The following is a 22,154-nucleotide window of genomic DNA, read 5'->3' as shown; positions in this document are numbered from 1 at the left end:
ATCAGTGACTGACACTCCGCTTTCGCGAGCAAGCCCGCTCCCACAGGGGATCTGTGCCAGGCGTTGATTCTGTGGGCAATACATGGCCAATGTGGGAGCTGGCTTGCCTGCGAAAGCGGTGGTTCAGTTAAGGATTCAGTGACTGACACTCCGCTTTCGCGAGCAAGCCCGCTCCCACAGGGGATCTGTGCCAGGCGTTGATTCTGTGGGCAATACATGGCCAATGTGGGAGCTGGCTTGCCTGCGAAAGCGGTGGTTCAGTTAAAGATTCAGTGACTGACACTCCGCTTTCGCGAGCAGGCCCGCTCCCACATTTGGTCTTCGTTGCTTTGAGCATTGCGTTCGCTTAACTGATCGGCATTGGGGCGACATTGGGCCGGCTAGACCTCCGAATCCCAGATCACCGTGGCCGTGCCCGAATAGGTGGTGCCCGGCGCCTTGAGCATTTCGGCGACGTCGTCCTTGCCCACCTCGAAATGCAGCTTGCCCGGTCGGAAGTCCACGTACTGGTTGGCCTGAATCAGCTCGGTGCCGACGCCGTCCAGGCGCAGCGGCAGTTTGTTCACCGGCTGGTCGTACTGGTCGCGCAGGCCATAGGGCAGGGTCACGGCGATCTGCACTGGCACCTCGTCCCCCTCGCCATTGCGCAGGCCGCAGGTGTTGCCGATCACCAGGCCGCATTCCAAGGTCATCTTGAAGCGCGAGCTGGCGGCGATGGTGAAGGTCTGTTCGCGGAACAATCGCGCCGGGCGCCGCCCCCCGTTGAGCCAGGATTGCCAGCCGCCTTCGGGCAAAAGCTCGATGCGATTGCCGCCCGGTGGCAAGTCGACCTTGAGCACGTGCTCCACCGACAGGGTGAAGTTGAAGCCAACGATGTTGTCGTTGGGCATCATCACATCACCGAAATCGAAGTCACCGCCCGGGCCCATGGTGTAGGTAATGGCACCTGTGTATTCGCCAGTGTCCATCCCCAGCGGATTAGGCGTTCTGAGTTCGTAGGCGTACTCCAAATGGCCGTACGACATGCGTGTAAACCCGGAACCGGACTTCACACTACAAGCCCCAGCCCCCTCCGGGACGATCCAGAAAAACAGCGCAAAGTTAGTGCCTGCCGCAAAGTAATTAATCGGCAGGCAAGGCGCCGGGGCACCGTACCAATACGTTCCCCAGTTGGGCGCCTCGGGTGTGGCCCAGCCGGACACACCTGGTGGCCGAGGCACGCTCCAAACAGAACCGATAGCCGCAATACGCACCTGCACCCTTTCTGTGTTACCCGTACCTCGATGGGTCACCAGCACGTCCCGCCATTCTGAGGGCACTTTAAAATAAGCGCTCTGACGCGGGTCTTCAGGATTGGCAGGAATAGGCGCAATCGAAGAGGCCCGAAACGTGGTATCGCGAATGCCGAAAATATTCAGCGCCTTACATTTATTGATGGCCCCCGAGTGGTATTCGCATAGGCCACTTTGCGGGGTTGTGTTAATGAACTTATTGCTCATGGGGTTTGCCGGGTCAGGACGAAAGACCGCAGTAATATCCGTGACAAAAGCCACCGCCGGCTGGCTGAACGCTCCCAATCCCAAGGCCAATGCACCCGGTACCACGACCCGCTTGATTGCTGTGATAACACTCATAAAAACTCCGACGCGACAGGCGCTGCTCTCACCGACAATGAAACTCAACTCTGGAATGTTCATCCCGTCTCAAGGCGCCAGAAAATCGAAGACCAAATGCACCGTGCCGAAGTAATCCCCGCCCTTGTAGCCGCCCTCGGGTTCGATGGCCGCAATGTCTAGCTCGGCACGGGTGCCGACGCGCGCCACGTCGGCGCTGATCACTTCGGTGGGATCCAGGCTCAACGGCACTTGGTTGAACAACACACGCAGCTCGATACGGTCACGCGGGCTGGCCAGGTAAGGCGTGTCCCCCAACCGCGCGGCGACGCCGCCGGCGAGGTTCTTCACGTCAAAATTCTTGCGCAGGCGCCCCAGTTCGGCACGCACCAGGTTCCAGGGCAGCAGCTGGTCCTGGCCCATCCAGTCCGGCTCCGAGGGCAGCACATAGGCTTCGTGCACCGGGATGGTCACCGAAATATCGAAAGTCTCGCGTTCCTGAATCGCCCAGGCTGAAGTACCGCTCATCAGCAGTACCGCCAGTGTCAGTTGCTTGAACATTAGGCTCACCCGTTATCGTTGACGGTCATCAGTTTTTTGTCGCGCCCTTCGACCTTCTGGAAGCTGAACTGGCGGTCGGGCTTTTTCTCGAAGACCAGTTCGCGGCCCGGCAAAATATGGTGTTTGGTGGTGGGCAGGCAGTCGGACTTTTTCGCCTTGGCGCAGTCACGGAACTCATCCAGTACCACCACGCTGTTGCCCGCGTTGCGCAGCTTGTACTGGCTGTCGGTCTGGGTGATTTGCGTGTCGAAGCGGGTGTCCTTGGGCCGCACGAAAAACACCGTGCCGTAGCCGGCCATGATGTTCACACCGGCCGCCAGGCTGTCCTTGTAGTCGGAGCGCTCTTGGTCGGTTACCGCAAAGTCATCGCTCTTTTCCGGCACCACCGGGATAAAGCGCACGCGAAAGTAGCGCTCTTTATCCCGCGCGCCCATGTACAGCAAGCGTGTGCCCTGGCGCCCGTTGGCGGGGACGATCATGCGCGCCGGGCTGGCCATCAGGCCGTCGCGGCTGGTGGTGGCGCCCTTCTCGTCGGTCAGCGAGGCCACCGGCACTTCCTTGGAGGTGCCGTCGGCGTTGTAGATGATTTCCAGCACATTGACCTTGATGAACGCGGTGCTGGTGCCGCCGTTGAATACCCGCTTGAGGTAGGAACTGCGGTCACCTTCCAGGTAGTCGTACACCACGCCGACGTTGATCGCCGGCCCGGCGTGGGCACTCAGGGAACCCAGGAGCAGAGCGCCCCATAACACTGCATGCTTCATATTTGTTACGCCTCATTGATTGAACGCGGCCTCCACCGGAGGCCGGTGCTGCGAATAGGTGTTGGCCGGCTAGACTTCCGAGTCCCAGATCACCGTGGCCGTCCCCGAATAGGTGGTGCCCGGCGCCTTGAGCATGTCGCCGACGTCGTCCCTGCCCACTTCGAAATGCAACTTGGCCGGACGGTTATCCAGGTAATAGGTGGGCTGGAACAGTTCAGTGCCGACGCCGTCCAGGCGCAGCGGCAAGTTGTTCACCGGCTGGTCGTATTGATCGCGCAGACCATAGGGCAGGCTGACGGCGATCTGCACCGGCACCTGGTCACCCTCGTCATTGCGCAGGCCGCAGGTGTTGCCGATCACCAGGCCGCACTCCAGGTTCATTTTGAAGCGTGAGCTGGCGGCGAGGGTGAAGGTCTGGTCGCGGAACAAGCGTGCCGGGCGCCGCCCCTGATTGAGCCAGGCTTGCCAGCCGCCTTCGGGCAACAGCTCGATGCGATTGCCGCCGGGGGGTAAGTCGACTTTGAGCACGTGTTCAACGGTGAGGGTAAAGTTGAACGTAAGCACACTGTCATTGGGGATCATCGTGTCGCCGAAATCGAGATCACCACCCGGGCCCATGCTGTAGGTGATGGTGCCTTCGTAGATGCCGGTGTCCATCGTCAACGGGTTGGGGGTCTTGAGTTCGTAACCATATTCGAGCCCGCTGTAGCGCATCCATGGAATGTCCGCACCGTTAGTAACACTACAGGCCCCAGCATTTTCCGGAACGATCCAGAAAAACAGCGCGAAACTGGCCGATGCCGCGATGTAGTTGATCGGCTGGCAAGGAGCAGGCGCTCCTCTCCAATAGGCAGACCAACCGACACCAGGCGTCGCCCAGGCCGATACGCCCGGTGGACGGGTGACATCCCAACGCCCGCCAATACCGGCGATGCGCATTTGTACGGTTTCCGTCCGACCGGTACCCCTATGGGTCACTGACACATCGCGGAACGCTGACGGCATCTTGAAATAGGCACTCTTGCGCGGATCGTCGGGAAACGCTGGTATGGGTGCGTTGTTAAAGGCGAGGAACGAGGTATTACGAATACTGAAGGTGTTGACCGCTTCACATCTGGCAGGCACGTGCCAGGGGCATAAACCACTTTGCGGCGTGGTGTTGATGAACTTATTGCTCATCGGGTTGGCCGGATCGGGCCGAAACACCGCGGTAATGTTCTCCACAATGGCCACCGCCGGCTGGCTGAACGCCCCCAACGCCAAGGCCAAGGCGCCCGGCACCATGACCCGCTTGATTGCTGTGATAACACTCATAAAAACTCCGAGGATCCAAACCGCCGTCAACCGGCGGTTTCAGCCTTGTGGGTGGCTTCGGCCAGGGTGTCCGGCGTGCAACGCAGGTCGCCGATCATCAGCACGTCGTTTTCACTCGGCGCGTTGGCCGGGTCCAGGCGGAACTGGCAGAGCAACTGGTTCTGGTAACGCACCTCCAGGGTCGGCGCGCTGGCGCTCATTTCCATGGAGAAGAACCCGTCCACTTCGCTGACCCCACGGCTGGCGTGGTTGATCACCTGGTGGCCGCGCAGCGGCGTGCCCTGGTCATCCAGCAGGCGCCCGAGCACCGTCACGGTTTTCATCACCGTGACCTTGCGGTAGTCCACCCCGCCCTTGTTCAGGTGGTAGGTGGAGCGTGCCGGCTGGATATTCGCCGCCGGTGGGTAGTTGCCTTCAAAGTCGAACGACACGGTGCTGCTCTTGTACGCCGACACCGGCACATAGTTGCGCCCGGGGCGCAGCACTACGCTGCCGCCGCTCAAGTCGTCGGCGCGCAGGCTGATGGCGTCCAGGTCCGTCTCAAGGTCGACGATCATGCCGGCGCCATTGCCCTGGTACTGGCTGCTCAGCAAGACCTTGCCGGCCCCGGCCACCAGGGTGCTGTTGAGGTTCAGGCCACCGGTGAATTCACCGTTATAGGAACTGCGCTGCACAAAACCGTCGCCGCTGACCGCATCGGTGCTGAAGCTGGCGGTTCCCGACATGCCGACGCCATAAGTGTCGGTAATGGCCGTCGCCGAAACGCTTTGCAGCACGTGGTCGGTCAAGTCCTGGCGAATCGTCACGGAGGCGTTGTTATCACGGCCGCCATCGCGCGAGGTACGGCTGCCGATGCTGCCGGACACCTGCCGGCCATCGGTGCCCAGAGCCAGGCTCAGCGTCACGTCGACACCGCGGTTGCGCCTGTCGTTGGTGCTGCCGGTGCCGGGGCGGTCAAACAGCGAGAAGCGCCAGTTGGCATCGCTGCCCAACACGATATCGCGACGGCTCCAGCCCAGGTCGAGACCGGCACCTTCGACGTTGCCTTCGCTGTGGGAGACGCGCATGTTCAGCGAGTTTTTCGCGTCGATCCGGTGGTTCACCGACAGCGAACTGTTGCTGGTCTGGCCAACGAAGGTATTGCGCCGCAGGCGGGTGCCATCGGGCAGGGTTTCATAGGTGTCGCGGGTGTCGAGCCAACTGCGGTTGTGGCTGAACACCAGGTTGGTGGCGCCGAAGGTGTAGAGCCCTTGCAGGTCCATGCCGGTGCCGTGGTCCTGGGTTTGGAACACGTTGGCGTAGACGCTGATATTGTTGGCCACGTTCCAGTCCACCGAGCCGCCGTATTGCAGCTGCTCACGGACCTCGCGTGCCGACAGGCCGAGGATCACCCGGGGGTGCAGCAGGTAGTTGACGGACGCACCGGCGGTGATCGAACCCGAGGCTTGTTCTTCCCAGTTACTGAACAGTTTGGTTTCGCGTCCGGCAAATACGTTGTAGCGCCAGCGGTCTTCGGCATTGCGCCAGTTACTGGGTTTGTATACCAGTTCCTGGGTGGTACTGACGGTCAGCCCGTCTTCGATCAGGCGTACCTCCACCTCATAGATGCCGCCCGGCAGCGGGCGTGTATCCAGGGTCTGCAAACCGGCTGCCACCGCCTGAGTGTTGATCAACAGGCCGTTGCGGTAGACCTCCACCGCCGCCTGCCGGTTGGCCGTGACGTAGATCGGGTAGACGCTGGGCTTGGGGTTATTGATGGCCAGGCTGTCGGAGCTGCCATACATTGCGCCCACCGCCGTGTCGGGACTGGCGCCGAAGCTGCGCAGTTGGCGGGTGAGGCCGTCGGAATTAGGGGTGAAATGGCCCAGGCGAAAGAAATTGCCTTCCATTTCACGCTGGGTATACAGCTCATGGATCGCATGGCGCATGGATTCATCGGCGCCGCTCTGACGCGCCAGTTGCAGGTTGAACACCTGGCTCCAGTTACCGATGCTGGAACTGGCTTGCAGGCCATAACGCCCGCCCAGGTCCTGTTCCTGGCCGCCGTTGAGGTTGAGCTGGTTGTTGATGATCAGCCCCAGGCTGCCGTCTTCGGGCTGCGCGTAATAGCGCGGGGCGTCACCAGTGCGCTCCACGTTCTGGGTGATGATCGACAGTTGCGAGCTTTCCAGGTTGTAGAACGCCGACACCAGCTGTTGCGGGCACGACTGGGTACAGGCGCCCAGGGCCACGCCTTTTTCCAGGATCGCTTGCCAGGTGTCGCGGGTGGCGGCCGGGACTTTGCTGTCGCCGGTGTCGGTGAATTCGAGCAGGCTGACGCGGTCATCCTGGGTCAACACGATCATCGCCTCGCCCAGCGGCTGCTGGTCAAGGTCCACACGTACGGCCAGCGGCACATCGAAAAAGTGCTCGGCAAACCCCGAGGGCAAGCCTTGGGCCTGGGTGATCAGACTACCGGGGGTCGAGGCGGCGTTGGCCTGGGTTGCCAGTGCACTCGTACCTATCAATAGCGCAAGCGCCGCCGCGATGTGAGTCATCGGGAACATGAACGGAATACTCTGAGGCCAAGAGACGGGGTTAAAACCAGGCCGGAGGAACGAGGGAGAGGGATCCAACCGGCCTGTAAATGACCCGCGAGCATTTCGCTCAGCGGGCCGGTATCGACATCAAGGCGTTACAGGCAGAACGGCATCGAATACAACCTGCGCCACTGCGGTGTAGGCACCACGCTGGGTAGCGTTCGGCTTGGCGGCGACGATACGCATTTCAGCGCCGACGCCCGGGGTGGAATCCGCTTCGTTCACGACTTCCTGTGGTGTACCGGTCAGGGTGACGCCATTGAGGGTGGTGGTCAGTGGGATGTTTTGCGCCGCATCACCGTTGAACAGCACAGCCGGGCCGCCTTCGATGTAGGCATGCACCGAACCGTTGGTGTTGCGGATGTCATAGATCGCGCTCAGAGGCGACAGCTCACCACTCACCAGGTTGTAGCTCATGGTTTCGTCACGGCCCCAGTTCGGATCACGCGGTTGGGCGTGGAACACGGTGGTCGGGATATTTGCCTTGAGGTTAACGGTGTGGCTGGCTTCGCCCGCTGCGAAGGCTGGCGAAGTGCTCAGCGCGATAGCGGTCAGTGAGGCGGCAAATGCAAACTTCTTGAACATGGTCAATACCTGTAGTTGTAAACAGTGAGTGACTCGTCGGTAAGTTTATTTAAAAGCACCAGGCTTTAGAGGACTTACAACGAATAGCGTTGCGCGTCGTTAGTTGAACCGCTGCAACGCCGAGGAATAATCCACTGTATTCAAAAGCAGGTATGCAGGGCGACTCCTATTGGCTCGTAGCCCATAGAGACTGGAGTTGAGGGAAAAGCATGGCACTTTGCCAAAACTTTAAAAGTAGCCGTCAGAAACTACCTACACGTATTAAAATGAGAATATTTCACACACTAACTTTACTGTAGGAATGGTATTACAACGTACCCTGGCGCTCAAGTTTCTGCGCTACCGAAGTTCAGGATAGTTTATTTTTCACCTAACTGAGTAGTTACTCTAAAAAATAATCAATGGCTCACTTTTAACCCTCGCCTGCCACTTGCAATCAACACTGATCGTTGTTGAGGTGAAGCCGACCGTTGGTCAGAGGGGCTTGCCCGGTCGCCAAGATATATCTTAAGTTGTATCTAACCCTAACGACGAGCACAGAGAAAATGAGAGAGCACCACCCCCACGACAGCCGCGACGGCTTCGAAAAACGCTTGGGCCGCGAACGCGGCGGGCGCGGCCCACGGGTCTTTGCCCCCGGCGATTTGAAGCTGCTGCTGCCGGCCCTGATCGCCGAACAGCCCTGCCACGGCTACGACTTGATCCGCCGGATCGAAAGCCTCTTCGACGGCGCCTATAGCCCCAGCCCCGGCGTGATCTACCCCACCCTGACCTTCCTCGAAGAGAGTGAGTTGATCAGCGGCGACACCGAGGGCGGAAAAAAACGCTACACAATCACCGACGCCGGTCGTCTCTTCTTAAGCGAACAAGCCGTTGCCCTGGATGGCGTACGCATGCGCATTGATGTCAGCAAGCGCTCGCTGCGCGGCCAGGACCGCCCACCGGAGATCCACGAGGCGGTGCATAACCTGCGCCATGCCTTGCATTCGCACCACGGGCGCTGGAGCCCGGAAGAAATCCTGCGTGTCGCGGCGCTGCTCAACCGCACCGCGCAAGCCATTGCCGACGGGAAAGACCAATGAACCCACAAGCCATTCACCGCGTGACCCACGAAATCAAACGCCGTCGCCTGCAGGTACTGCGGGTGGTGGATATCACCCCGCGCATGCGCCGCATCACATTGGGCGGGCCGGAATTGGCGGGCTTTATCAGCCTGGGCAGTGACGATCACATCAAGCTGCTGTTCCCGCAGAACGCCCAAGAGCAAGCCGCGCTGGAAAGCCCCACGTTCACGATCAAGGGCGACGGCCCGCAACCGGCCATGCGCGATTACACGCCACGGCGCTACGACTTGAGCATCGGTGAACTGGATATCGACTTCGTGCTGCACGGCGACGGCCCTGCATCCACCTGGGCTGAACAGGCGCAAGTCGGCCAGTACCTGTATATCGGTGGGCCAAGGGGCTCGATGATCGTGCCGGATATCTTCGACAGCTACCTGCTGATTGGCGATGAAACCGCCCTGCCCGCCATCGGTCGACGCCTGGACGAATTGCCGGCCGGGCGCAAGGTGCTGGCGGTGGTTGAAATTGCCGATGCGGCGGAACAGCAGGTGCTGGAGAGCGCGGCGGACGTCGAGATTATTTGGGTGGTGCGTGGCCAGCAAGACCTACTTGACGTAGTGCGCAACCTGACGCTGCCCGGCGGCACGCTGTACAGCTTTGTCGCGACCGAAACCAAGTTGTCACGCCAGGTGCGACGGGTATTGCTGGATACGCACAAGGTCAACGAGGAATATCTCAAAGCAGTGGGTTACTGGCGCGCAGAAGGCAGCGACGAAGATTAAACTGTGGGAGGGGGCTTGCTCCCTCCCACCCTGATCGTGCCCACTTTAAGTCGAGGGTGATTTGAGGCGTTTATCCAGGCCGATGATCGCCAATGCTATGACAATGAACCCCGCCAAAATCCCCCCGGCATTCACGAACACCTGTGGGTAACCCAGGGTCAGCACGTCAATGAACGGGTACTGATACTGCCCGAGCAAATCCCCGCGCAACAGCACATAACCGAAGTACACCAATGGGTAGATCACCCAGGCACCAATGTGCCTGAAACGCAGCTGCCCCTTGGGCACGTACTGCCACCAATAGATCACAAACAGCAGCGGCATCACGTCATGCAGCAATTCATCCGCGATGAATTGAAAGCCTTCGGGGCTCCACAAATGTCGCAGCAGCAGGTTATACGCCAGGTTCACCACAATGATGCTCACGGCGATTGCGCTGCTGACCACCGGCGCCAGGAAAAACCGTTTCATCGCTGAGTCGCGCTTGACCCCTGCATAACTGAGCACCACCACCGCCAGGGTATTGGTCAGCACCGTGAAGAAACTGAAAAAGCTGATCAGCCCACCCATCAGGCTGGCGTCGAGGGTCCAGCGTGAATATAAGATCAGGTATTGCTGGAGCGCCAACCCCACCCAACCGGCCAGTGCCGCTGCCGCCACAAAGCGCTTCATGGCCTCAATCCAGCGGGCGTTTGGTGCGCATCAGCTTGACGTACAGGCTTTCGACTTTCTCCCGTGCCCAAGGGGTCTTGCGCAGGAAGGTCAGGCTCGACTTGATGCTCGGGTCGCTCTTGAAGCAGCGGATATCAATACGCTCGGCCAGGCCGCTCCACTCGTAATGTTCAACCAGGGTGGTGAGCACGTGTTGCAGGGTCACACCGTGGAGCGGGTCGTTGCTTGTCGCGGTCATGCCAGGCCTTTTGCAAAAAGAGGAAACACAGCCGCGCACCTTAGCCGACGAGGCGTGCAGGTGGAAGCATCGCATTGAATATAGCCCGTAAGGAAAAGTTCCCCTTTTTTGCACAAAAGAGATGTTATATTGTAACTTTAATTAACAGTCATTTTTCCTAGGAATATCCGATGTCGCTGCCTTCTCTCTGGCGCTTGTCGCCCCTCGCCGCCGCCCTGTTGATCGGCTCCCAGGCCCATGCCCTGGAACTGCCAACCCAAGTGGTCACTGGCAACCCGCTGGGCAGCGAACAGCTGGCGTCACCCACCACCGTGCTGGAAGGCGACAACCTGACCCTGCAACAAAAAGGCAGCCTCGGCGAAACCCTGAACAAGCAGCCGGGCGTGTCGTCTTCGTACTTTGGCCCGGGGGCCAGCCGCCCGATCATTCGCGGCCAGGATGGCGACCGCATTCGCATCCTGCGCAATGGTGTGGGGGCACTGGATGCGTCGTCGCTGTCCTACGACCACGCGGTGCCGCTCGACCCGATCAACGTTGACCGCATTGAAATCGTGCGCGGCCCGGCTGCCCTGCTGTATGGCGGCAGCGCCATCGGCGGTGTGGTCAACACCTTCGACAACCGCATCCCCACCGAGGCCATCGAAGGCATCCATGGCGCTGGCGAGTTGCGCTACGGCGGTGCCGACACCACCCGCAGCAGCGCAGGCAAACTGGAAGCCGGCAACGGCACCTTCGCCCTGCACCTGGATGCCAATGCACGGGAATTCAACGACCTGAAAATCCCCGGTTATGCCCGCAGCCGCCACGCCCCGGCAAGCGAAGACGGCACCGGCAAAAATGGCCGCCTGGGCAACAGCAATGGGCGCCAGGACGGCGGTGCGGTGGGCGGTTCCTACACCTGGGACGATGGTTATGCCGGGCTGTCCTACAGCAATTACGACAGTAACTACGGCTCACCCGCCGAGCAGGATGTGCGCATCCGCATGAAACAGGACCACTACGCCTTTGCGTCCGAGATCCGCAACCTGCAAGGGCCGTTTACCTCGGTGAAAATCGACGCCGGGTACACCGACTACGAACACCGCGAAATCGAAGGCGGCGAAACCGGCACCACCTTCAAGAACAAAGGCTATGAAGCGCGGGTGGAAGCTCGCCACCAGCCGATCGGCCCATTCGATGGCGTGGTCGGCGCCCAAGTGACCCGCAACGAGTTCTCGGCCCTGGGCGAAGAAGCTTTCGTGCCGCAGACCGACACCAATGCCGGCGCACTGTTCATCCTCGAAGAGATGCAAGCCACCGAGCGCCTGAAACTCAGCCTCGGCGCCCGCGTGGAACACACCAGCGTCGATCCCGATGCCAAGGGCAACGAGCGATTTGCCAATGCCAGCAAGAGCAATGACTTCACCGCCGGCAGCCTGTCGTCCGGCGCGGTATATACCCTCACGCCAATCTGGTCCCTGGCTGCTACGTTGGGCTACACCGAGCGCGCGCCGACCTTCTATGAGCTGTATGCCAACGGCGCCCATGTCGCCACTGGCACCTTTGAGCTGGGCGATGCCAACCTGAAGAAAGAAAAAGCCGTGTCCAGCGACCTCGCGCTGCGCTTTGACAATGGCACCCACAAGGGCAGCTTCGGCGTGTTCTACAGCCGCTTCTCCAACTACATCGGCCTGCTCGGCACGGGGCGCACTTTGAACGATGAAGGTGAAGAGGACGCAGGCGGTATCCCCGAATACGAATATTCCGGTGTGCGTGCGCGTTTCGCCGGCTTCGAAGCCCAGGATCACTGGAAGCTCGGCGAAGGCGCCTACGGCAAGTTCGCGTTGGAGCTGTCGGGCGACTACACCCGCGCGACCAACCTGGATACCGGCGAAGCCTTGCCACGCATCGCGCCGCTGCGCTTGAACAGCGGCTTGCTATGGGAACTGGACCGCTGGCAGGCGCGTATCGATGTGGAACATGCCGCAGGCCAAGGACGTGTGCCGGATAACGAAAGCGGCACCGATGGCTACACCACCCTCGGTGCCAGCGCGGGGTATCGCTTCAACGTGGGTGACAGCCAGTGGCTGGCGTTCGTCAACGGTGAAAACCTGACCAACCAGACCGTGCGCTATGCCAGCTCGATCCTGCGCGATATTGCGCCGGCGCCAGGTAGAAGCGTGCAGTTCGGCGTTCGCACTACCTTCTAATCATCACCGCAAATCCCCTGTAGGAGCGAGCTTGCTCGCGAAAAACGCCAACGATAATGCGCGCTTCCTGAATAAACGCGGCGCCTGGGTGTTTTTCGCGAGCAAGCTCGCTCCTACAGGGGCATGCCTGACACCTTTTTTGCAGCGACTATCTGTCACTGTTACCAAAACTGAAATGATGCATCTTGCGATTCACCCTTTCTCAAAACGCCCCGCCGCATTATCCTTCGCAACAATCTGAAACGCTTCACTTCCGGGTCGACCCCATTTGCCGAATTTCCCTGCACGCAAAGACAGCGCTGTCTTAAATCGACCTGCGCCTGGGAATCTGTCGCCCGCCTGTGGATAACCCCGTTATCCACAAAAAACCAAAAAAAAACGATGAACCAAGCCCGTGCCGAATCGTCATCTACAGTGAAGCACGGGGTTACATAATTATTCCAACGTCACGGAGAAACACACTATGAGCACTGATGGTGCTTCAAGCCCAAGCCGCCTGTTGCCCAGGCTGCTAGGCGTCTTGCTGCTGATCATGGGGCTGGCCTTGCTGGCTGGCGGCGTCAAGCTGAGCATGCTCGGCGGGTCGTTGTACTACCTGCTGGCCGGTATCGGCATCACCCTGACCGGCGTGTTGCTGCTGGCCACCCGCCGCGCTGCGCTGGGCTTGTACGCACTGGTGCTGTTCGCCAGCACCGTGTGGGCACTGTGGGAAGTCGGCCTGGACTGGTGGCAACTGGTACCGCGCCTGGCCCTGTTGTTCGCCTTGGGCATCGTCATGCTGCTGCCGTGGTTTCGTCGTCCGTTGCTGCGTGGCCAAGCCGCCCCGTTGGGCACCGGCGCACTGAGTGTGGCCGTGGTGCTGGCGGGCGCTACCGCCCTGGCCAGCCAATTCACCAACCCAGGTGAAATGGTCAAGACCGGCCAACTGGACCGCGACGCGGTACCGGGCATGGCCAGCGCTGCGCCAACCCAGGCCGATGGCGACTGGAACTCCTATGGCCGTTCGGCCTTCGGTGACCGTTACTCGCCACTGGCACAGATTACCCCGGAGAATGCCCATAAGCTGGTGCCGGCATGGACTTATCGCACTGGCGACATCCCTGGCCCAGGCGACCCCGGTGAAACCACCGCGGAAAACACTCCGCTGAAAGTCAACGGCATGCTTTACGTGTGCACACCGCACAGCCAAGTGATTGCCCTGGACCCGGATACCGGCAAGGAAATCTGGCGTTTCGACCCGAAGATCACCACCCAGGGTGCTGAAAGCTTCAAAGGTTGGGCGCACATGACCTGCCGTGGCGTGTCGTACCACGATGACGCCGCCTACGCTTCCGAGCAGAGCCCGACTGGCAGCGCCAGCCCGGCCGCCGCACCGAATGCCTGCCCGAAACGCATCTTCGTGCCGACCGCCGACACCCGTCTGATCGCCCTGAACGCCGACACCGGCAAGATGTGCGAAGACTTCGGTGACAAAGGCCAGGTCGACCTGCGTGCCAACATCGGCAGCTTCGCCCCAGGCGGTTACTACTCCACTTCGCCACCGGCCGTGACCAAGAACCTGGTCGTGATCGGCGGTCACGTGACCGACAACGTTTCCATCGACGAGCCAAGCGGCGTGATCCGTGCGTTCGACGTGCACACCGGCAAGCTGGTGTGGAACTGGGACAGCGGCAACCCGGACGACACCACCCCGTTGGCCGAGGGTAAGACCTACACCCGCAACTCGCCGAACATGTGGTCCATGTTCGCCGTGGATGAAAAACTCGGCATGCTCTACCTGCCGATGGGCAACCAGATGCCCGACCAGTACGGCGGCGACCGTACCGATGATTCCGAGAAGTACGCCGCAGGCCTGACCGCGCTGGACATCGACACCGGCCACGTGAAGTGGACCTTCCAGTTCACCCACCACGACCTGTGGGACATGGACGTGGGCGGCCAGCCTTCGCTGATCGACATCAAGACCGCTGCTGGCGTGAAGCAGGCAGTGATGGCGTCGACCAAACAGGGCAGCATCTACGTGCTCGACCGCGCCACTGGCCAGCCAGTGGTGCCAGTCAATGAGATCCCGGTGCCACAGGGCGCAGTGGCGGGCGACCGCACCTCCCCTACCCAACCCAAGTCCGACCTGAACTTCATGCCGCCGCCGTTGAAAGAACGCGACATGTGGGGCGTGACACCGTTCGACCAGATGCTGTGCCGGATCGACTTCAAATCCATGCGCTACGACGGCCCGTTCACCCCGCCGTCACTGCAAGGCTCGATCGTGTACCCAGGCAACTTCGGCGTGTTCGACTGGGGCGGTATCTCGGTTGACCCGGTGCGCCAGATCGCCTTCGTGAACCCGAGCTACATGGCGTTCAAATCGAAACTGATCCCGGCGGCCGACATCGCCAAACAAGGCCCACGTATCAGCGAAACCCAAGGCGTACAGCCGAACAAAGGCGCACCTTACGGCGTGATCCTTGAAGCGCTGCTGTCGCCAATGGGCCTGCCGTGCCAGGCGCCAGCCTGGGGCTACGTGGCAGCGGTCGACCTGACCAACAACCAGACCATCTGGATGCACAAGAACGGCACCGTGCGTGACAGCTCGCCGGTTCCAATCCCGCTGAGCATGGGCGTACCTAGCCTGGGTGGTACGTTCACCACGGCCGGTGGCGTCGCGTTCCTCAGCGGCACCCTGGACCAGTACCTGCGTGCCTATGACGTGAAAAACGGCAAGCAACTGTGGGAAGGCCGCCTGCCTGCAGGCGCGCAAACCACCCCGATGACCTACACCGGCAAGGACGGCAAGCAATACGTGCTGGTCATGGCCGGCGGTCACGGCTCCCTGGGGACCAAGCAGGGTGATTATGTAATGGCGTTCAAACTGCCGGATTAAGCGGTACCAGCGGTAAAACAAAGGCGGCTACCCTCATCAGGTAGCCGCCTTTTTCATGCACATCGAAGATCAAAGTATGGGAGCCGGCTTTCCTGCTCCCACATTAGTCCGTGTCCATCCAATTAGATGGATATCCGCTCACGCCGCATCCACCGCTCGAACGCCATGGCATTGAGCGGCCGGCTGATCAGGTAGCCCTGGGCCGTGTCGCAGTTCCAGCGTTTGAGCAGGGTAAGGCTGTGTTCGAACTCCACGCCCTCGGCCACCACCTTGAGTCCCAGGTTGTGGCTCATGTCGATGGTGGAACGCACAATCACCCCGTCGCCGCTGGTGCTGTCGAGGTTGCGCACAAAGGACTGGTCGATCTTCAGCTCTTGCACCGGCAGGCGCTGCAATTGTGCGAGGGATGAGTAACCGGTGCCAAAATCATCCACCGAGAGGCTGATCCCGCAATTGCGCAGCTGCTCCAGCACGCTGAGGGCCTGCTGCGGGTTGTGCATGATGGCGCTTTCGGTGATTTCGAAAATCAAGTGCTCGGCGCCCACGGCGTAGCGGGCCAATAGCGCAGTGACGCGAATGGCCAGGTCATCATCGGCCAAGTCGTTCACTGAGATATTCACCGACAGCTGGATAACCAGCCCACGCTGCGCCCATTCGGCAATCTGGCGAATGGCTTCCTCGATCACCCACAGGGTCAGCGCGCCCATGCTGCCGGTGCGTTCGGCCAGGGGAATGAACTCTGCGGGGGACACCTGCCCCAGCGTCGGGTGTTGCCAACGCAGCAAGGCTTCGGCCTGGCCCACGTGACCGTGTTGAAGGTCGAGCTTGGGCTGGTAGCACAGGAACAACTCGCCTTCGATGACCGCGCGGCGCAAGTCGCGAATCAGGATGATCTGGCGCTGATGGGCGAGGTCGCGGTCCGGTTGGTAGACCTGCAAATGCCCCGGCAGGCTGGCCGCGTCATGCCGGGCGATGGCGGCGCGGTTGATCAATTCTTCTACCTGCTGCCCATCAGCAGGGTACGCAGCAATGCCGATGCTCACCTCATGGCGCACTTCGTCGTTGCCGATGCGCAGGGGTTGGGTCAACGCCCCATGCAAGTGATCGGCCCGGGCCACGGCGTAGTCGATCTCGGTATTTTCCAGCAACAACAGAAACTCACTGCCGGCGATGCGCGCGGCGGTGTCGCTGGCCAACAGGCTCATGGACAAGCAGCGGCTGGCCTCGCACAACATGTACTCGACGCCTTCGGGGCCAAACCCTTCGTTGATGACCCGGTAGTTTTCAATCCCCACGTACAGCAACACTACCGGCCGCCGTGCGCTGATCGCACTGCCCAGGCGCTCCATGGCCAGGGCGCGGTTGGGCAGGCCGGTGAGCGGGTCATGCAAGGCATTGTGGGCCAACTGCCGTTCGCGCAGGGCAATGCCGCTTTGCATGGCGTTGAAAGCACGCGCCAGCAGGCCGAACTCGTCGTGGCTGCGCACCCGCACCGGCGTGTGGTAGTCACCGGCCCCAATCCGTTCAGCGGCTTGCACCAACGCATTGAGCGGGCGTGACACCCGCCGTGCAAGAAACAACGCGACCGCCAGCGCGACCAGCAGCACCGCCAGGGCAATCCCCAGGAACTGCCGGTCCAGCGGCGCGAAGGACTCCAGCGCATGGTCCAGCGGGCTTTGCAGCAACACGCGCACTTCATCGCCCTCGCCGCTGCTGGCCAAGGGCAACACCTGGCTGAGTACACGCTGGCCGTGGAACAGCTGCATCTGCGCCTCGGGGTCGACCTGCGTGCCATGCAAGAGGCTGAAGATGCTCGGGCGCCAACTGCCTGGGTGGGTGGTGAACAGCTGCCCGGCATGGCCGTCCTGCACACTGAGGAACGACACCTCCAGATTGCTCATGGAGCGCAGTTCATGGGCGAATTGCGTGTCCATGGGAAAACCCATGACCACGCGGGCGATAGGCGCAGGCGCGAGCACATCCTTTTGCACCAGCAAATAGGGGCGCCCGGCCATGGCGACGATCAGCATTTGCTGGCCGCTGCGCCGAGCCTTGCGCAAGGCTTCGGCATACGGGAACAGCTGGCCTCGCGTCTGCACCCGCAGGGTACTGGCCATGACCTTGTCATCCAGGCCCAGCACCACCACTTCGCTGGAACTGATCCCAGTACCATGGGTGCCCAGCGCCTCCAGGATCGGCAGCGGCCGGCCACCGGCCACCGCCTGCTTGAACGGCCCATCGGCGGTGAGCCAGTCCAACCCGTATTGCAAGCGCCGCCCGCGCAGGTCCAGCAGGCGCTCGAACACCTGCCGCCCCGTGTTCAACTGTACGTCGGCCTGGTTCTCCACCGCGCGGGTGGTGGCGGCCTTGACGGCAAAATAAGTGGCGGCCACGACCACCAGCAACAACAGCGCCAGTACCCCGGCAATGCGGGTTTGAAAGGTGTGGCGCCAGTGCATGGCCACGCCCCCGCGCCTTGCTCGTCGCTCTGTGGCGTGCTTTCGTTGTGTCATACGCGTCCCTGCCGACTGCTAACCGGCGTCAAAAAAATATCCTTTTTTATGAGGAGTTCTCTTTGAGCAGGTTAGCTGGGACTGTGGATAAGTAAACCCAATAAAGGCGGGGCCTTACGCGTCACATTATTGACATCAATACCATCACAGCCGCTAGTTACCCCGCGCCCGCATGAAGTCCCCCCAACGCCTCACCAGATAATTGTGCTCATCCATCACCGAATTCCACACCGCGATGTGCCCCATGCGCTGCTCATAAGAACCTCCATCACGCACCTCTCCGATATCAATCAACGGCAAGCCATCGCTGCCCAATAACTCCTCCCGGGCCGGCTTGCCCGCATACCAGTAATCCCATTCGGCACTGCTCAAGTGGTCTCGGGTGCGCGCCGGGTTGCCGATGTAGTAACCCTGGCGGGCCATCACCGCGCCGGGCCAGCCGGACAGCCACCAATTCAAATACGCGTAGGCCGCATCCAGCACCGGCCCCTGGGCATGCCGCGACAGGGACAGGCCGCCGAACCAGGCGCGGTAGCCCTCGCGGGGCACTGCCAGGCGGTACTTCACCCCCGCGCGGTGCAGGCGCATCAAGGTCGGCGACCATAGGCTCTGGATATCGATACTCGGGCTGAGCATCAATTGCGCGGCCTCTTCATCGTCCGACCAGAACGCCGCGAAGTGCCCTTGCTTCTGCTTGCGCACCAGGATGTCGGCCAGCACGTCGATCTCTTCGATGCTCATGTTGCCGATATCCTTGAACGTTGCGAGGCCGGCGCCCTGCACCGCCAACGCCGCATCCAGGGCGCCGATGGCGGCGTCGCTTTGCAGCGCGGTACGTGCCCCCCAGGCCGGGTCGAGCAACCAGCCCCAGCTTTCATTGCCATGACAGAAACCATCGGGCAACCGTTCGGGGCGGTAGGCGAAGCTGTCGGCGTTGTGGGTCAATGGCAACATGCTGATGCGTTCAGTGACGGTGCTACCCAGGCTCCCGTCATGCTGCACGAACAACCGCTCACTGGGCACACTGCCGCTGCCCAGGCGGTCGCTGGCCGAGAGGCGGCCGCGCTTGGGCAGGTCATTGATCTCGTGCCACAGGGCGATACGCCGCGTGTCGATGGGCTGGATCGCGCGCGCCGGCCACACGAAGTCCACGTTGTGGAACCATTGGTCATACAAGTCATAGCTGTCGGGCTGCATCACCGCAATGCGCTGGGCCTGCTCGACGTCATGCACTTGGTACACCAGGCGAATGCCCAGCTCCTGCTCGGCGCGTATACGCAACGTTTCGAGCAGGGTCACGGAAGTACCGAGGACGCGTAAGGTGATCATGGTGCGAACCGCCGGGAGAACACCTCAAAGGAGCGGCGCAACACTGCCGGGTCAAGGCCGCGCAGGATAAACACCAGCCGCGATTGCCGGTCGTTGCCCGGCCACGCGGGCAGATGGACCGGGGCATGCAGGCAGTGCTGCACGCCATGGATGACGATGGGAGCGTTACTGGCGTTCACGTTGAGCAGCCCTTTGACACGAAGGATTCGTTCGCCGTGGCATCTTAGCAGCATCGACAGCCACACCCCGAAACCGACCCAGTCCAGCGGCTGATCGAGGCTCAGGCAGCACACCTGCGCGGCGCCGTGGCTGGCCGTGGTGCTGTGATGCAATTGCCAGCGGCTGACTTCCAGGGCCGGTTCGGCGCTGCGCAAGCCTTCGCCCAGCAGCAGTTGGTCACCGCTGTGGATAGCCTGGGTATCGAGAATCGGCGTGCCGGCGTTGAGGGCCCGCAGGTGCGCGCGCAGGGGCTCGCAGTCGTCGACCAGGTCGGTCTTGCTCAGCAGCAAGCGATCCGCTGCCGCCACCTGTGCCAGCCACTCCGGATGCAGGCGCTCTTGCAGGGTGGCGTGGCTGGCATCGACCAGCGTGATGACCAGGCCGATATGAAAGCGCCCTCGCAACTGCACATCGTTGTTCAAGGTTGCCAGGATCGGCGCCGGGTCGGCCAGGCCGGTGGTTTCCAGGATCACCCGTTTGAACGCCGGAATGTCCCCGCGCTCGCGACGCTGCAGCAGGCCAAGCAGCGCGTCTTTCAACTCACCGCGAATCGAGCAGCACACGCAGCCGCTGGGCAGCAGCACGGTGTCCGGCGCGACCTCTTCCACCAGCAGATGATCGATACCTACGTCACCGAACTCGTTGATCAGCAAAGCGGTGTCACCGAGGCTTTCGCCTTGCAACAGGCGAGTGAGCAAGGTGGTTTTGCCACTGCCGAGGAAGCCGGTCATTACATTCAGGGCGATGCTCATTTTCTACCTCCGCTTACTGTAGGAGCGTGCTTGCTCGCGAAAAACCTGAGAGCGCCGCGTTCATCCAGGCAGCGCGCGTTATCGTTAACGTTTTTCGCGAGCAAGCTCGCTCCTACAGTGGGTTGTATTCCAAATGGTCGAGCAGGTTGGGATCGAGGGGATCCAAAGGCCGCCCAAGCATGCTTTCAGCCGCTTGCCAGAGTTGATCCAGACCGCTCGCCAGTGCCTGTTTACCGGTAGCACCGAGCAGCAGGTACGAGGCGCCTTGAAAGTCTTCGACCTTGAGCCGGAACACCGCCAGCACCTGGTTGATCGCCGCAATCCGGCGCAGGCGCTCACGCCGTCGCGGCAAGGCGTCGCCCAAAGGGTCGCTCCAGTGCAGGTCTTCACTCAACAGCCCGCAGAGTCCACACATGGCTACACCCCGCTCATGGCATGACGTCGCCGGAATTAGGCCCCAGGGTCTGGCCCACGAACAGGTTGCCACCTGGCTCGCTGGCCAACAGTACCGCCACCGGCGCCACTTCGTCCGCCAGGCCGAAGCGGCCCAACGGCAGCTCGGCGGCCTTGGCGCGTTTCCAGGTGTCGCTGATGCCGCCCACCAGCGGCGTCTCGATGGGCCCCGGGGCGATGGCGTTGACCAGCACATTGTCCTTGGCCACTTCCAACGCCAGGGATTTGGTAAAGCCGATCACCCCGGCCTTGGCGGCAGCGTAATGGCTCAGCTCGGCGCCGCCCTTGATACCCAGCTGCGAGGCAACGTTAATGATCCGCCCCCAGCGCTGCGCAAGCATATGCGGCAAGGCACGCTGGCTGGCGATAAAGACGCTGGTGAGATCGACGCGCAGCATGTCGTTCCACATCTCGATACTCAGGTCGACACAGCGCGCCTGGGTGAGCATGCCGGCGTTGTTGACCAGGATGTCGATGCCGCCAAAGTGTTCGACACAGCGGTCGACACTGGCCTGGGCGCCTTCGACGCTGCCGACGTCGGCCAGGCATTCGACCACCTCGGCACCGAGGTTGCGGCAGGTGATGGCGGTTTCGGCCAGGCTCGCGGCATTGCGATCGGCCAGCAGCAAGCGTGCACCTTCAACGGCGTAAGCACGAGCGATGGCGGCACCGATGCCGCTGCCGGCGCCGGTGATGACGGCGCGGCGGTGGGTGAGTTGGCTCATAAAAACTCCTCAAACTGCGAACGCGATCACATGTGGGAGCGGGCTTGCTCGCGAAAGCGCTGTGTCAGTCGCCGCATATGGAGCTGAGCCACCGCATTCGCGAGCAAGCCCGCTCCCACAATTGAACCGAGTCCGGCTTCCAAGTGAAATTAGTCCGGCCAGCGCACGGTCAGGCCGCCGTCGATCACAATGCTTTGGCCGGTCAAATAACTCGACGCGTCACCGGTCAAGAACTGCACCAACGACGCCACCTCATCGGCCCTCCCGACGCGCCCCAGCGGGATCGCCCGCGCCGCTTTCGCCAGGCCCTCAGGCCCCAACGAGTTCTGCGCATCCAGCGACTGCGGCGTCTCGATCAGCCCGGGAATCACCGCATTGCAGCGAATCCCCAAGGGCGCCAACTCCACCGCCAATGAACGACACAACCCCGGCACGCCGGCCTTGGCCGCCGCGTAATGGCTGTGTTCCTGCCAGCCATACACCCCACCGGCAATCGACGATATCGCCACCAGTGCGCCACCTTCTTTCATGTGCCGGGTCGCGGCGCGGAAGGTGCGCATCACCCCGGTCAAGTCGACATTGAGCATGTCGTCCCACAGCGCGTCGGTCATCTCCAGCAACGGTGCGCGGCGCAACAACCCAGCGTTGGCCACCGCATAATCGAGGCGCCCGAAGTGCTGCACGGCCTGCTCGGCCAAGGCGTCGACCGAGGCACTATTGCCCACGTCCAAGGGCAGCATCACGCACTCGCCGCCCGCCTCTTGCACCTGCGACACGGTGGTCTGCGGGTCATGGGGATCCGCCGGGTAATACCCGCCCACCACCGCCACGCCACTGCGCGCGTAGGCCACGGCGAGGGCTTGGCCGATGCCGCTGGCGGCACCGGTAATCAAGGCAACTTTGCGTTTCATCGAATACTCC

At 61.5% G+C, this 22,154-nt stretch carries 19 protein-coding genes; 5 read left to right on the top strand and 14 right to left on the bottom strand.

The genetic code is table 11. The features are described from left to right. Positions 1–380 precede the first annotated feature (380 nt). From BUE92_RS29290 to BUE92_RS13860, 6 genes are all read right to left on the bottom strand, one after another. On the bottom strand, positions 381–1,025 hold the full coding sequence (locus BUE92_RS29290) for a hypothetical protein (protein WP_305955552.1): 645 nt from the start codon (positions 1,023–1,025) through the stop codon (positions 381–383). Positions 1,026–1,703: 678 nt separating this feature from the next. After that, positions 1,704–2,174 (bottom strand): CS1 type fimbrial major subunit, encoded by a 471-nt coding sequence (locus BUE92_RS13880; protein WP_073524320.1) that lies wholly within the window; start codon positions 2,172–2,174, stop codon positions 1,704–1,706. A 5-nt stretch (positions 2,175–2,179) separates the two neighbouring features. Further along, positions 2,180–2,938: a pilus assembly protein gene (locus tag BUE92_RS13875; RefSeq protein ID WP_073524318.1), complete on the bottom strand. Its 759-nt coding sequence runs from the start codon at positions 2,936–2,938 to the stop codon at positions 2,180–2,182. Between the two features lie 69 nt (positions 2,939–3,007). Then, positions 3,008–4,252 (bottom strand): hypothetical protein, encoded by a 1,245-nt coding sequence (locus BUE92_RS13870; protein WP_073524315.1) that lies wholly within the window; start codon positions 4,250–4,252, stop codon positions 3,008–3,010. Positions 4,253–4,278: 26 nt separating this feature from the next. Beyond that, positions 4,279–6,798: a CS1-pili formation C-terminal domain-containing protein gene (locus BUE92_RS13865; RefSeq protein ID WP_073524312.1), complete on the bottom strand. Its 2,520-nt coding sequence runs from the start codon at positions 6,796–6,798 to the stop codon at positions 4,279–4,281. 120 nt (positions 6,799–6,918) lie between these two features. Further along, entirely contained in the window at positions 6,919–7,416 is a 498-nt protein-coding gene (locus BUE92_RS13860) for a CS1 type fimbrial major subunit (protein ID WP_073524309.1), read from the bottom strand. 545 nt (positions 7,417–7,961) lie between these two features. Here BUE92_RS13860 and BUE92_RS13855 point away from each other — a divergent pair. Together BUE92_RS13855 and BUE92_RS13850 are read left to right on the top strand one after the other, a co-directional pair. Further along, entirely contained in the window at positions 7,962–8,498 is a 537-nt protein-coding gene (locus BUE92_RS13855) for a PadR family transcriptional regulator (RefSeq protein WP_073524307.1), read from the top strand. Then, positions 8,495–9,262, top strand: a complete 768-nt coding sequence (locus BUE92_RS13850; protein WP_073524304.1) for a siderophore-interacting protein — start codon at positions 8,495–8,497, stop codon at positions 9,260–9,262. Before BUE92_RS13855 ends, BUE92_RS13850 begins: the two co-directional genes overlap by 4 nt. A 45-nt stretch (positions 9,263–9,307) precedes the next feature. Here BUE92_RS13850 and BUE92_RS13845 read toward each other — a convergent pair whose 3' ends face one another. Next, on the bottom strand, positions 9,308–9,934 hold the full coding sequence (locus tag BUE92_RS13845) for a Pr6Pr family membrane protein (RefSeq protein ID WP_073524301.1): 627 nt from the start codon (positions 9,932–9,934) through the stop codon (positions 9,308–9,310). A 4-nt stretch (positions 9,935–9,938) separates the two neighbouring features. Next, entirely contained in the window at positions 9,939–10,172 is a 234-nt protein-coding gene (locus BUE92_RS13840; protein WP_043048686.1) for a VF530 family DNA-binding protein, read from the bottom strand. 170 nt (positions 10,173–10,342) lie between these two features. On the opposite strand from BUE92_RS13840, the gene BUE92_RS13835 reads away from it, so the two are divergent. The 3 genes from BUE92_RS13835 to BUE92_RS13825 all read left to right on the top strand — a co-directional run bounded on the left by BUE92_RS13835 (position 10,343) and on the right by BUE92_RS13825 (position 15,242). Beyond that, on the top strand, positions 10,343–12,361 hold the full coding sequence (locus tag BUE92_RS13835) for a TonB-dependent receptor (RefSeq protein ID WP_073524299.1): 2,019 nt from the start codon (positions 10,343–10,345) through the stop codon (positions 12,359–12,361). 31 nt (positions 12,362–12,392) lie between these two features. Then, positions 12,393–12,602: a hypothetical protein gene (locus BUE92_RS28500; protein WP_073524297.1), complete on the top strand. Its 210-nt coding sequence runs from the start codon at positions 12,393–12,395 to the stop codon at positions 12,600–12,602. Positions 12,603–12,824: 222 nt separating this feature from the next. Beyond that, on the top strand, positions 12,825–15,242 hold the full coding sequence (locus tag BUE92_RS13825) for a glucose/quinate/shikimate family membrane-bound PQQ-dependent dehydrogenase (RefSeq protein WP_073524295.1): 2,418 nt from the start codon (positions 12,825–12,827) through the stop codon (positions 15,240–15,242). 122 nt (positions 15,243–15,364) lie between these two features. Here the strand turns inward: BUE92_RS13825 and BUE92_RS13820 are convergent, their stop codons facing one another. From BUE92_RS13820 to BUE92_RS13795, 6 genes are all read right to left on the bottom strand, one after another. Next, the gene (locus tag BUE92_RS13820) at positions 15,365–17,701 is read right to left on the bottom strand and encodes a putative bifunctional diguanylate cyclase/phosphodiesterase (RefSeq protein ID WP_073524372.1); all 2,337 of its coding nucleotides are present in this window, start codon (positions 17,699–17,701) and stop codon (positions 15,365–15,367) included. A gap of 207 nt (positions 17,702–17,908) precedes the next feature. Further along, a complete protein-coding gene (locus BUE92_RS13815) occupies positions 17,909–19,084 on the bottom strand; it encodes an ABC transporter substrate-binding protein (RefSeq protein WP_073524294.1) in 1,176 nt (391 codons plus the stop codon). Continuing rightward, the gene (locus tag BUE92_RS13810; RefSeq protein WP_073524293.1) at positions 19,081–20,055 is read right to left on the bottom strand and encodes a CobW family GTP-binding protein; all 975 of its coding nucleotides are present in this window, start codon (positions 20,053–20,055) and stop codon (positions 19,081–19,083) included. Before BUE92_RS13810 ends, BUE92_RS13815 begins: the two co-directional genes overlap by 4 nt. A 112-nt stretch (positions 20,056–20,167) precedes the next feature. Further along, entirely contained in the window at positions 20,168–20,470 is a 303-nt protein-coding gene (locus BUE92_RS13805) for a hypothetical protein (protein ID WP_073524292.1), read from the bottom strand. A gap of 13 nt (positions 20,471–20,483) precedes the next feature. Beyond that, on the bottom strand, positions 20,484–21,233 hold the full coding sequence (locus tag BUE92_RS13800) for an SDR family NAD(P)-dependent oxidoreductase (protein WP_073524291.1): 750 nt from the start codon (positions 21,231–21,233) through the stop codon (positions 20,484–20,486). Between the two features lie 149 nt (positions 21,234–21,382). After that, positions 21,383–22,144, bottom strand: a complete 762-nt coding sequence (locus tag BUE92_RS13795) for an SDR family NAD(P)-dependent oxidoreductase (protein ID WP_073524290.1) — start codon at positions 22,142–22,144, stop codon at positions 21,383–21,385. Positions 22,145–22,154: the final 10 nt, after the last annotated feature.

It is taken from the genome of Pseudomonas fluorescens (genome assembly GCF_001902145.1).
GTDB classification, from domain to species: Bacteria; Pseudomonadota; Gammaproteobacteria; order Pseudomonadales; family Pseudomonadaceae; genus Aquipseudomonas; species Aquipseudomonas fluorescens_BV.
The sequence above is the reverse complement of the archived record's forward strand: the minus strand, read 5'-3'. Positions and strand labels throughout refer to the sequence as shown.